The organism is uncultured Microbacterium sp., assembly GCF_913776565.1.
Classification (GTDB): domain Bacteria; phylum Actinomycetota; class Actinomycetes; order Actinomycetales; family Microbacteriaceae; genus Microbacterium.
Map to the genome: position 1 here is coordinate 1 of NZ_CAJYPF010000051.1, position 11,361 is coordinate 11,361.

The 11,361-nt window shown below is 70.8% G+C and carries 9 protein-coding genes and 1 pseudogene; 4 read left to right on the forward strand and 6 right to left on the reverse strand.

Features of this window, described 5'->3' with window-relative positions; translation table 11 throughout:
- From QZ433_RS03175 to QZ433_RS03190, 4 genes and pseudogenes are all read right to left on the reverse strand, one after another.
- A pseudogene (locus QZ433_RS03175) lies at positions 1–1,363 on the reverse strand (DNA-directed RNA polymerase subunit beta'); the annotation flags it as partial.
- A gap of 56 nt (positions 1,364–1,419) precedes the next feature.
- Positions 1,420–4,917 (reverse strand): DNA-directed RNA polymerase subunit beta, encoded by a 3,498-nt coding sequence (locus QZ433_RS03180; RefSeq protein ID WP_108318053.1) that lies wholly within the window; start codon positions 4,915–4,917, stop codon positions 1,420–1,422.
- A 271-nt stretch (positions 4,918–5,188) separates the two neighbouring features.
- Positions 5,189–6,721 carry an urea amidolyase family protein gene (locus tag QZ433_RS03185; RefSeq protein ID WP_295779977.1) on the reverse strand — a complete coding sequence of 511 codons (1,533 nt, stop codon included), beginning with the start codon at positions 6,719–6,721 and terminating at the stop codon, positions 5,189–5,191.
- A gap of 11 nt (positions 6,722–6,732) precedes the next feature.
- Positions 6,733–7,485, reverse strand: a complete 753-nt coding sequence (locus QZ433_RS03190; protein ID WP_295779978.1) for a 5-oxoprolinase subunit PxpA — start codon at positions 7,483–7,485, stop codon at positions 6,733–6,735.
- An 80-nt stretch (positions 7,486–7,565) separates the two neighbouring features.
- Here QZ433_RS03190 and QZ433_RS03195 point away from each other — a divergent pair, with 80 nt between their 5' ends.
- The 3 genes from QZ433_RS03195 (at position 7,566) to QZ433_RS03205 (ending at position 9,573) form a co-directional block, all read left to right on the forward strand.
- Entirely contained in the window at positions 7,566–8,432 is an 867-nt protein-coding gene (locus QZ433_RS03195; RefSeq protein WP_295779979.1) for a spermidine synthase, read from the forward strand.
- A 94-nt stretch (positions 8,433–8,526) separates the two neighbouring features.
- The gene (locus QZ433_RS03200) at positions 8,527–9,054 is read left to right on the forward strand and encodes a hypothetical protein (RefSeq protein ID WP_108319155.1); all 528 of its coding nucleotides are present in this window, start codon (positions 8,527–8,529) and stop codon (positions 9,052–9,054) included.
- A 30-nt stretch (positions 9,055–9,084) separates the two neighbouring features.
- Positions 9,085–9,573 carry a SprT-like domain-containing protein gene (locus tag QZ433_RS03205; RefSeq protein WP_295779980.1) on the forward strand — a complete coding sequence of 163 codons (489 nt, stop codon included), beginning with the start codon at positions 9,085–9,087 and terminating at the stop codon, positions 9,571–9,573.
- 44 nt (positions 9,574–9,617) lie between these two features.
- On the opposite strand, the gene QZ433_RS03210 is transcribed toward QZ433_RS03205, so the two are convergent.
- Positions 9,618–10,241: a 2-phosphosulfolactate phosphatase gene (locus tag QZ433_RS03210; protein ID WP_295779981.1), complete on the reverse strand. Its 624-nt coding sequence runs from the start codon at positions 10,239–10,241 to the stop codon at positions 9,618–9,620.
- 86 nt (positions 10,242–10,327) lie between these two features.
- On the opposite strand from QZ433_RS03210, the gene QZ433_RS03215 reads away from it, so the two are divergent.
- Positions 10,328–10,828: a hypothetical protein gene (locus QZ433_RS03215; protein ID WP_295779982.1), complete on the forward strand. Its 501-nt coding sequence runs from the start codon at positions 10,328–10,330 to the stop codon at positions 10,826–10,828.
- A 14-nt stretch (positions 10,829–10,842) separates the two neighbouring features.
- Here QZ433_RS03215 and QZ433_RS03220 read toward each other — a convergent pair whose 3' ends face one another.
- The gene (locus QZ433_RS03220) at positions 10,843–11,331 is read right to left on the reverse strand and encodes an Lrp/AsnC family transcriptional regulator (RefSeq protein ID WP_295779983.1); all 489 of its coding nucleotides are present in this window, start codon (positions 11,329–11,331) and stop codon (positions 10,843–10,845) included.
- Positions 11,332–11,361: the final 30 nt, after the last annotated feature.

The following is an 11,361-nucleotide window of genomic DNA, read 5'->3' on the forward strand; positions in this document are numbered from 1 at the left end:
ACGGCTTGAACAGCTCGAGCGCCATCTGCTTCGGCAGACCGCACTGGTGGAGCTTGAGCTGCGGGCCGACGATGATGACCGAACGGCCCGAGTAGTCGACGCGCTTGCCGAGCAGGTTCTGGCGGAAACGACCCTGCTTGCCCTTGAGCATGTCGCTCAGGGACTTCAGGGCGCGGTTGCCGGTACCGGTGACGGGGCGACCACGGCGGCCGTTGTCGAACAGCGCGTCGACGGCCTCCTGCAGCATGCGCTTCTCGTTGTTGACGATGATCTCGGGGGCACCGAGGTCGATCAGGCGACGGAGGCGGTTGTTGCGGTTGATCACACGACGGTAGAGGTCGTTGAGGTCGGAGGTCGCGAAGCGGCCACCATCGAGCTGGACCATCGGGCGCAGCTCCGGCGGGATCACCGGCACGACGTCGAGCACCATCGAGGCCGGCGACATGCCGGTCTGCAGGAACGAGTTGACGACCTTCAGACGCTTGATCGCGCGGATCTTGCGCTGGCCCTTGCCCTCCGAGATCTGCAGGTGGAGGCTGTCGGCCTCGGCCTGCAGATCGAAGGTCTCGAGGCGACGCTTGATCGACTCCGCACCCATGTGGGCCTCGAAGTACTGGCCGAAGCGGTCCTGGAGCTCGTGGAAGACGTCGTCCTCGGGCTTGAGGGCGCCGACCTCGAGCGTGCGGAAGTCCTCCCACACGCGCTCGAGCTTGGCGATCTGCTCGTCGGCGTTCTTGCGAGCCGCCGTCATGTCCTTCTCGGCGGCGTCCTTGACCTTCTTCTTCTGGTCGGCCTTGGCGCCCTCCGCCTCGAGGGCGGCGAGCTCCTCCTCGAGCTTGGCCAGGCGCGCGGCGATGCGGGCATCGCGGCGGTCGCCGAGCGTCTTCAGCTCGAGACGGATGTTGTTCTCCTGCGTGGCCAGGTCGCGGTGACGAGCATCCTCGTCGACCGAGATGACCATGTAGGCGGCGAAGTAGATGACCTTCTCGAGGTCCTTCGGCGCCATGTCGAACAGGTAGCCCAGGCGCGAGGGCACGCCCTTGAAGTACCAGATGTGCGTGACGGGCGCGGCGAGCTCGATGTGGCCCATGCGCTCGCGGCGGACCGAGGACTTGGTGACCTCGACGCCGCAGCGCTCGCAGACGATGCCCTTGAAGCGGACGCGCTTGTACTTGCCGCAGGCGCACTCCCAGTCGCGGGAGGGTCCGAAGATCTGCTCGCCGAAGAGACCGTCCTTCTCGGGCTTCAGCGTGCGGTAGTTGATCGTCTCGGGCTTCTTGACCTCACCGAAGGACCAACGACGGATGTCGTCGGCGGTGGCCAGACCGATACGGATCTGATCGAAAGTGGTTGATTCGAGCACTGGTTCTCCTGTGTCGGAATTCTCTGAAATCTGAGCTGGGTCGCTGAGCTGGAAGCTCAGATCTCGTCGATCGACGAGGACTCGAAGCGGCTGGAGATGTTGATGCCGAGCTCCTCCGCGGCGCGGAAGGCGTCGTCATCCGTGTCGCGCAGGTTGACCGCGGTGCCGTCGGCCGAGAGGACCTCGACGTTCAGGCAGAGCGACTGCATCTCCTTCATGAGCACCTTGAAGGACTCGGGGATGCCGGGCTCCTGGATGTTCTCGCCCTTGACGATCGCCTCGTACACCTTGACGCGGCCGAGGATGTCGTCGGACTTGATCGTGAGGAGCTCCTGCAGCGCGTACGCGGCACCGTAGGCCTCGAGCGCCCAGACCTCCATCTCACCGAAGCGCTGGCCACCGAACTGGGCCTTACCGCCGAGCGGCTGCTGGGTGATCATCGAGTAGGGGCCCGTCGAACGCGCGTGGATCTTGTCGTCGACCAGGTGGTGCAGCTTCAGGATGTACATGTAGCCGACCGAGATGGGCGCCGGGAACGGCTCGCCGGAGCGACCGTCGAACAGCAGCGTCTTGCCCGAGGAGTCGACCATGCGGTCGCCGTCGCGGTTCGGGATCGTCGAGTCGAGCAGACCCGCGATCTCAGCCTCGAAGGCACCGTCGAACACCGGGGTCGCCACCTTGGTGCCGGGGGCGGCCTCGCGGGCCGACTCGGGCAGCTGAGCGGCCCACTCCGGGTTGCCCTCGACCTTCCAGCCCTGCTGGGCGATCCAGCCGAGGTGGAGCTCCAGGACCTGTCCGAAGTTCATTCGACCGGGGATACCGAGCGGGTTGAGGATGATGTCGACCGGCGTGCCGTCGGGCAGGAAGGGCATGTCCTCGATCGGGAGGATCTTGGCGATGACACCCTTGTTGCCGTGGCGGCCGGCGAGCTTGTCGCCCTCGGTGATCTTGCGCTTCTGGGCGATGTAGACCACGACGCGGCGGTTGACGCCCGAGCCGAGTTCATCGTCGCCGTCCTCGGCGTTGAACTCCTTGACGGCGATGATCGTGCCCTGCTCACCGTGGGGCACCTTCAGCGAGGTGTCACGGACTTCGCGGCTCTTCTCGTTGAAGATCGCGCGGAGCAGACGCTCTTCGGCCGACAGCTCGGTCTCGCCCTTGGGCGTGACCTTGCCGACGAGGATGTCACCGGGACGCACCTCGGCACCGATGCGGATGATGCCGCGGTCGTCGAGGTCCTTCAGCAGGTCGGGGCTGACGTTGGGGAGGTCACGGGTGATCTCCTCTTTACCGAGCTTGGTGTCGCGCGCGTCGACCTCGTACTCCTCGATGTGGATCGACGACAGCGTGTCGTCCTTCACGAGGTCCTGGCTGAGGATGATCGCGTCCTCGAAGTTGTGACCCTCCCACGTCATGAACGCGACGAGGAGGTTCTTTCCGAGGGCGAGCTCGCCGTTCTCGGTCGCGGGACCATCGGCGATGACCTCGCCGGCCTCGATGCGCTCACCGGCCGAGACGACCACGCGCTGGTTGTAGGACGTGCCCTGGTTGGAGCGGTCGAACTTGCGCAGGAAGTAGTCCTGCGTGCCGCCCTCGTCGAGCTGGATGGTCACGACGTCGGCCGAGACCTCGAGCACCACACCGGCCTTGTCGGCGGTGACGACGTCACCGGCGTCGATGGCCGCGAAGCCCTCCATACCGGTACCCACGACGGGCGACTCGCTGCGCACGAGCGGCACGGCCTGACGCTGCATGTTCGCACCCATGAGGGCGCGGTTGGCGTCGTCGTGCTCGAGGAACGGGATGAGCGAGGTCGCCACCGACACCATCTGGCGCGGCGAGACGTCCATGTAGCCGATCTCGTCGACGGGGAACAGGTCGACCTCGCCACCCTGACCGCGGCGGGCCAGGATGCGGTCCTCCACGAAGTGACCGTCGGCCTGCAGGGCGACACCGGCCTGAGCGACGATGTGGTCGCTCTCCTCGCTGGCGGTGAGGTAATCGATCGTGTCGGTCACGCGACCGTCGACGACGCGACGGTACGGCGTCTCGATGAAGCCGAACGCGTTGATGCGCGCGAACGAGGCGAGCGAGCCGATCAGACCGATGTTCGGGCCTTCGGGCGTCTCGATGGGGCACATGCGGCCGTAGTGCGAGGGGTGGACGTCACGGACCTCGACGCCGGCGCGCTCGCGCGACAGACCGCCGGGACCCAGGGCCGACAGGCGGCGCTTGTGGGTCAGACCCGCGAGCGGGTTGTTCTGGTCCATGAACTGCGACAGCTGCGAGGTTCCGAAGAACTCCTTGATCGCGGCGACGACGGGGCGCACGTTGATCAGGGTCTGCGGCGTGATCGCCTCGATGTCCTGCGTGGTCATGCGCTCGCGCACGACGCGCTCCATGCGCGACAGACCGGTGCGGACCTGGTTCTGGATCAGCTCGCCGACCGCGCGGATGCGACGGTTGCCGAAGTTGTCGATGTCGTCGGTGTCGAGACGGATCTCGGCGGCCGAGCCGTTGCGGGTGCCGTCGAAGGTGACGTCGCCGCGATGCAGGCGGACGAGGTACTTGATGGTCGCGACGATGTCGTCGACGGTCAGCACCGAGTCGCTGAGCGGCTTGTCGAGGCCGAGCTTCTGGTTGATCTTGTAGCGACCCACCTTGGCCAGGTCGTAGCGCTTGGCGTTGAAGTAGAAGTTGTCCAGCAGCGCGCGGGCGGCCTCGGCGGCGACCTGCTCGCCCGGACGGAGCTTGCGGTAGATGTCGCGGAGCGCGTCTTCCTTCGTGAGGATCGTGTCCTTCGACAGCGTCTCTTCGATCGAGTCGAAGCCGCTGAACTCGGCGAGGATGTCCTCGCTGGTCAGACCGAGCGCCTTGAGGAAGACGGTGACCGACTGCTTGCGCTTGCGGTCGATGCGCACGCCGACCTGGTCGCGCTTGTCGATCTCGAACTCGAGCCAGGCACCGCGCGAGGGGATGACGCGCGCCGAGACGATGTCCTTGTCGGAGGTCTTGTCGGGCGTCTTGTCGAAGTAGACACCGGGCGAGCGCACGAGCTGCGACACCACGACACGCTCGGTGCCGTTGATGATGAACGTGCCCTTGTCGGTCTGGAGCGGGAAGTCGCCCATGAAGACCGTCTGGGTCTTGATCTCACCGGTCTGGTGGTTCATGAACTCGGCCTCGACGTAGAGCGGGGCCGCGTACGTCTTGCCGCGCTCCTTGCACTCCTCGATGGAGTACTTCTCGGGCTCGAGGTAGGGGTTGGTGAACGAGAGCTGCATGGTCTCGCTCAGGTCCTCGATCGGGGAGATCTCCTCGAAGATCTCCTCCAGACCGCTGATCTCGGGCACGTCGGTGCGACCGGCGGCCTGGGCCTCGGCGACGCGCGCCTTCCAGGCCTCGTTGCCGACGAGCCAGTCGAACGACTCGGTCTGCAGGGCCAGCAGATCGGGAACGGTCAGCTTGTCGGAGATCTTCGCGAACGAGAGGCGGGATGCTCCGCGTCCGCTCTTGGGGGTGGTGGTGGTGGATGCGTTGCTCGCAGCAGCCAAGGGAATAACCTCCAGAAGCCCGGGCGAGGGGCTCGTGATTCCTTGTCGTCAGGTGGAGTGCGTTCCTGCCCCGAAAACCTGCTCGTCGCACGCCGCGGTGAAGCGGGGACGGACAGGCTCAGCCGACCACCATATGAGGGCAGGGGGAATCGAGGAGCGCAAAGTCCAAGCATACGCGGGAGGACTCGCCGTGTCCAGTCCAATTCTTGACGCGTCTGCGGACCTGCGGTATAACCGCGTGCGCCCGTCCGGGATTCCCCGCATCCCCGCGTCAGCGGCCCCGGAACCGCACGGAATCGCCCGGCCGCAGCTGGCCCAGGGCGTCGAGGGCGGCATCCGGGACCACGCCGATGACCGGATAGCCGCCGGTCACCGGACCGTCGGCCAGCAGGACGACGGGGCGACCGTGCGGAGGCACCTGGATCGCGCCGGGGCGCATCCCCTCGCTCGGCAGCTCGCCGTGCCGGAGGCGTCCCAGCACCGGTCCGTCGAGACGGATGCCGACCCGATCGGCCTGAGACGACACCGTCCAACGGGCGCGGGTCAGCGTCGCCCACGCCAACGGTGCGAACCAGTCGGCGCGCGGTCCCTCGAGCACGGGGACATCGACGCTCGCGGGCGGGACCGTCCACGGGAACGCGTCGACCACGGGCACGGGACCGGCGGGCCGGCCGAGGCTCACCCGGTCGCCGGCGGCGAGGGGCGCGCGGCCGAGCCCCGCCAGCACATCGGATGCCGCGGACCCCAGCGCCCGCGGCGAGAGCACGCCCCCGCGCACGCCCAGGTACAGACGCACCCCGGCGCGTGCCGCGCCGACCTCGAGCTCGGCGCCCGCGGTCAGGCGCACCGGCGCGTAGGCGGGTGCGGGGACGCCGTCGACTCTCACCTCGGCGAGCGCGCCGGTGACGGCGACCCAGACGTCGCCCTCCGCCCGCACGCGCAGACCGCCGAACACGACCTCGAGGCCGGCGGCCGACTCGTCATTGCCCACGAGCCGGTTGGCGATCCGCAGGGCGCCGCGGTCGAGGGCTCCCGAGCGCGCCACCCCGAGCGCCGCGCGGTGCGGGCGGCCGAGGTCCTGGACCGTGGCCGCGGCCCCGGGGGCGAGGATCCGCAGTGCGGCCGGGGGGACGGCATCCTCCCGCCCTTCTCGAGCGACGCGGACCTCGCGCGGCGCAGAAGGAGGGGATGCCGCCGCCACGTGCGCCCGCTCCGGGACGAACCGCACGCGAGCGCGCGGCGGCAGAAGCGCGGGGCGGGCGGCATCCGGGTCGAAGAGACGGACGTCGGTCGTCGCGAGCAGCCGCCATCCGCCCGGGGTCTCGCGGGGGTAGGCGCCGGTGAACGCGCCCGCGACGCCGACGGCGCCCGCCGGCACCCGGGTGCGGGGAGAAGGAAGGCGCGGGACGTCGAAGGTCCAGTCGGGGCTGACCAGATATGCGAAGCCCGGAGCGAAGCCCGTGAAGGCCACGGCCCATTCGGCGCCCGCGTGCCGCGACACGAGCTGGTCGACCGTGACGCCGAGCAGCGCAGCGGTCTCGGCGAGGTCGGCTCCGTCGTAGCGCACGGGGAGCGCGACCAGCCGCCCGGGCGCCGCGGCGCGCGCGGTCGCGGTCCCCGCGGCGCGGATCCACGCGCTCACGGCGGAGGCGGTGACGCGCGAGGGATCGAACGCGACGAGAACCGTCCGTGCCGCGGGGACCAGCTCGTCGATCCCGGGCGGCGGATCGGCGGCGAGCGCCGCGTGCAGCGCGAGCACGGCGGCCAGGTCGGCAACCTCGGCGAGGACCGCCCGCTCCCCCATCGCCCGCACCGTCACCACGGCGCGCGGACCTCGGCCTTCGCGTCGTCGAGGGCCGCGCGAACCGCTCGCGCCATCGCGACCGCGGCCGGGCTGTCGCCGTGCAAGCAGAGCGACGCCGCTTCGACCGCGACCCGCGTGCCGTCGACCGCGACGACCTCGCCGTCGCGCACGAGGCGCAGGGCCCGCTCGGCGACCAGGCCGGGGTCCTCGAGCAGAGCCCCGGGATGACCGCGCGGGACGAGACCCCCGGCGACGGTATAGCCGCGATCGAGGAACGCCTCGTGCACGAAGGGAAGACCCGCGGATGCCGCGGCCGCAGCGATCGCCCCGGGAAGACCCAGCACCGGCAGCGGCCTGCCCAGCGCGGCCGAAAGGTCGGCCACGGCCGCGGCGACGGCCCGCGCCTGACCGGGATCGTCCACGACCGCGTGATAGAGCGCGCCGTGGGGTTTGACGTAGCGGACGTCGGCCCCGGCCGCGACGAGGGCGGACAGCTGCGCCGTCACGTCGGCGCGGAGTGCGGAGAGATCGGGGTCGCGGCGCACGCGACCGAACTGCGCCCGGTCGTCGTAGGACGGGTGCGCCCCCACGGCCACGCCGAAGCGCGCGGCCCGCGCGACCGCGTCTCGCATCGAGGTCTCGTCGCCCGCGTGACCTCCGCAGGCGATGCTCGCACTCGAGATCACGGCGAACATCGCCTCGTCGTCGGCGGTCGGCATCCCGTCGACGGTCTCGCCCAGATCGGCGTTCAGGTCCACGCGCATGCCGCCACGGTATCGCCGTCCCGCCCGCGCCCGCCGGGTGGACCGGCGCCGGCCGACGGGCGCCCGGCTAGCGTGGAGCCATGGCCCGCATGCGCATCGAACCCGACGACGCCCCCACGGCGCGCCTCTCGGACGGCACCCTCGCTCGCGTGTCGCCCTCGGGATTCGTCTCGGGCTCCGAACTCGTCGTCGACGGTACGCCCCAGTCGCACGTCGACCTCGACGATCCCACCCACCTGCACTTCGAGTACGTCGCGCGCATGGGCGCCGTGATCGATCGCCTGCGGATGCCGGCACAACCGCTGACGGCCGTGCACCTCGGTGCGGGGGCGCTCACCCTGCCCCGCTACGTCGAGGCGACGCGGCCGGGCTCGCGACAGCAGGTCGTCGAACTGGAACCGGCGCTGTGGGACCTCGTCCGCGAGAACCTCCCCCTGCCGCGCGGCGCCTCGATCCGGGTACGCATCGGCGACGCCCGCGCGGGCCTGGCGCGGCTTCCGGCCGGACTCATCGGCGCCGTCGACCTGCTCGTCAGCGACGTCTACTCGGGGGCGCAGACCCCCGCGCACCTGACCACGGTCGAGTTCTACCGCGAGGCCGCGGCCCTGCTCGCCGCGGACGGCGTGCTGCTGGTCAACGTCTCGGACGGGCCCGGCCTCGCCTTCGCGCGCCGCCAGGTCGCCACCGTGCGCGAGGTGCTGCCCGAGGTGATCGTCCTCGCCGAGGTGCAGGTGCTCAAGGGGCGGCGCTTCGGCAACCTGGTCGTCGCCGCCTCCGCGGCCCCGCTCCCCGTCGAGTGGCTGCCCCGCCTCATGGCGGCGGGCCCGCACCCCGCCAAGGTCGCGCAGGGCGCCGAGATCGACGAGTTCGTCCGCGGCTCCCGCCCCGCGGTCGACGGCGACGCGACCCCCTCGCCCAAGCCCTCAGCATCCATCTTCGACCGCTGACGCGTGCGCGATCGCGGCTCGACCGCGTGGCGAGTCGACCGTCGGGCCGCGCGCGGCGCACACTGGTAGTCCTGCTGGACCGAGAGGAGCGCCGGTGAGCTACATCCACGGGTACGACCCCGACACGTTGCGCGAGGTCACCGACTCTCGCGAGTGCGCGGAGCGTCTCGAAGAGATCGGCGAGCAGCGGAGTCTGCACGCTCTTCTCGAGCGGGTGTGGCTGCTGAAGGTGCTCGACCGCTTCGACGAGGCCCTGTCGATCTCGGAGCAGTCCGTCCGGGTGGCCCGCATGGCGGGAACCCGCCGCGATCTGCTGCGCGCGCGCATCCTGCACGCCACGATCATGCAGTGCCGGGGCGCCTACGCCGCCGCCGAGCAGGAGCTGACCATGTGCGCCGAGGAGGCCGAGGGACAGGGCTGGGCGAGCATCGCCGCCTTCGCCCTGCAGCACCGCGGCAAGGTGCACTACGACGAGGGCGACTACGAGTCCGCACGTCGCGACTTCAAGCAGGCGCTGTTCCTGCGTCAGAACGCCGGCGCCACCGACAAGCAGCTCGAGTCGACCCTGCTCGCCATCGACGCGGCGGACCGTCGTCGCACGCGCGAGGTCGTCGCGAGCTGAGTGTCGGACCCCCCGCCTAGGATCCCGGACATGTCCGAACTGCAGCGCGTGCGCACGTGGGCCGAGGCGCTGATCGCCCTGCACCTCGACGCGTCGTGGACGTTCGCCTTCGACAACGCCAAGCGGCGCGCGGGACTGTGCGACTACGGGCGCAAGCGCATCAGCGTGTCGCGCTACCTCGCCGCGCGGTACGACGACGACACCAACCATCAGACGCTGCTGCACGAGGTGGCGCACGCGCTCGCGGGCGTCGGCGCCGGCCACGGTCCGGCGTGGAAGCGCACGGCCCGCGATCTCGGCTACGTCGGCGGAACGACCCACGCCGGAGAGACGGCGAACGAGCTCGCTCCGTGGGTGGGCACGTGCCCCGCGGGCCACGTCGCGTACCGCCACCGCCGTGCGACGCGCCCCACCTCGTGCGCCCGATGCGCGCCCTCGTTCGATCCGCGGTTCGCGCTCTCGTGGGAGCATCGCGACATCAGCGCCGCGACGAGACTGGCGGCCGCGACGCCGCGGTGAGCGCGCGCGGTCCTCGCGCCGACGGGGCCTGTACCGGCGCGGCGTCAGGCCGCGCAGAAGACCTCGCCATCGAGGACCGGGACCACGGATGCCGCATCCCGCGCCGCCGCGGTCAGGACGTCGTCGCGTCCGCCCTCGGCCGCGAGCGCGCGACCCGCGCCGCTGGCCGTGAGCAGGTGGCGCACGGCTCCGCCGAGCGCGCGGAACCCCTCGCCCGCGACGGCGGCCTCGGGTGAGGCGTGGTCGATGCCCAGGTCGCCGAGGGCCGTGATGACGGCGCCGGCGCCGAGCAGGTCGTCGACGGCGAAGCGGGTGGCATCCTGTTTCGGATTCTCCGTCTCCCCCACGGCGAGGATCGCGATGCTCGTCCGCTCCCCGCGGCCACGCTGACGGTCGAGGACGTGCGCCGCCACCGCCGCGGCGTTGCGGAGGCCTCCGACCACGACGTGGGCGCCGGCGTCCGCGGCCGCGCGCGCCAGGTCCGCGCCCGCCCCCGGTGGAAGATCGAGGACCCCGCCGTGCTCGCACGCCGCGAGGGTTCGCGCCGACAGGCCGAGCGTCTGGACCACGACGACGATGTGCGCGGGAGCGAGGCGCTCGAGCCCCGCGTGCCCCCAGTCCAGACGCACCTGGTAGTCGGACTGCGCAAAGGCGGCGGTGTTCGGCATCCCTCGAGCCTAGGACGAGCGAGCGGCGCGCGTCGTCCGCGTCAAGCCGGGACCGCTCGAGGTGAGGGTAGGGCACGATCGAGATCATGCGCATCCTGCTGAAGTTCGTGATCGACTGCGACCCGGACGCCGCCTGGCGCGCCCTGCACTCGCCGCGCGCGGTGGCGGAGCTGTACGCCCCCCTCCTCGACGTCGAGGCGCTCGGCACCATGCCGACCTCGTTCACCTCGGGTGACGACGTGCCGGTGCAGATGAGCGTCGCCGGGCTCGTGCCCGTCGGCCGTCAGCTGATCTCGGTGGCCGACCGCGAGACGCGCGACGCCAACGGGCGGGTGCGGGTCTTCCGCGACTGGGGTGTGCCGCTGACCGGTCCCCTGTCGAGCCTGGACGTCTGGGACCACCAGATGGCGGTGTCGGAGGCCCCCGGACAGCCCGGCAAGACGCTGTGGCGGGAGCGGTTGACGATCGGCGGCGCGACGGCGCCCGCACTGTGGCTCGGCCTGTGGACGACGTGGCAGTGGCGTGCGGCACGAATCCGCGCCCTGGCGCCCACCTGGGCGCACGACCCCGAGAACGACGCCGACTGAGGCGACGGCCGGAGTCAGGCCGGGAACGCGGCGGGTTCGATCGGTCGCGCCTCGAAGAAGGTCTGCAGCACGACCGTGGTGCGCGTGTTCACCTGCGCGGCGGCGCGGATGTCACGGATGAGCGACTCGAGATCCCGCGGCGTCGGCACACGCACGAACAGCATGTACGCGGAGTCGCCCGCGATCGAATGGCACGCCTCGATGGCCGTGAGGTGGGCGAGCAGTTCGGGGGCGTTGTCGGGCTGGGCGGGATCGAGCGGGGTGATCTCGACGAACGCCGCGAGGGGGCGTCCCAGGGCCTCGGCATCGAGGACCGGACGGTAGCCCTGCACGATGCCACGCGCCTCGAGGCGGCGCAGACGCGATTGCACAGCCGATACCGACAGTCCCACCCGCTCGGACAGGTGCGAGAGCGTTGCGCGCGCGTCGAGCGAGATCTCTCGCACGATGGCGGCGTCGACGGCGTCGTCGAGGCGCGGCGGAACGCGGGGAGCCTCGGTCATGCGCTCGACAGTATCAGTCAGCCGGGGAGC

What these genes read in the sequence shown, in the direction of transcription:
- QZ433_RS03185 (WP_295779977.1), bottom strand. Translation starts at nt 6,721, where the DNA reads ATGGGGGAGCGGGCGGTCCTCGCCGAGGTTGCCGACCTGGCCGCCGTG.
- QZ433_RS03215 (WP_295779982.1), top strand. Translation starts at nt 10,328, where the DNA reads ATGCGCATCCTGCTGAAGTTCGTGATCGACTGCGACCCGGACGCCGCC.
- QZ433_RS03190 (WP_295779978.1), bottom strand. Translation starts at nt 7,485, where the DNA reads ATGCGCGTGGACCTGAACGCCGATCTGGGCGAGACCGTCGACGGGATG.
- QZ433_RS03205 (WP_295779980.1), top strand. Translation starts at nt 9,085, where the DNA reads ATGTCCGAACTGCAGCGCGTGCGCACGTGGGCCGAGGCGCTGATCGCC.
- QZ433_RS03195 (WP_295779979.1), top strand. Translation starts at nt 7,566, where the DNA reads ATGGCCCGCATGCGCATCGAACCCGACGACGCCCCCACGGCGCGCCTC.
- QZ433_RS03220 (WP_295779983.1), bottom strand. Translation starts at nt 11,331, where the DNA reads ATGACCGAGGCTCCCCGCGTTCCGCCGCGCCTCGACGACGCCGTCGAC.
- QZ433_RS03210 (WP_295779981.1), bottom strand. Translation starts at nt 10,241, where the DNA reads ATGCCGAACACCGCCGCCTTTGCGCAGTCCGACTACCAGGTGCGTCTG.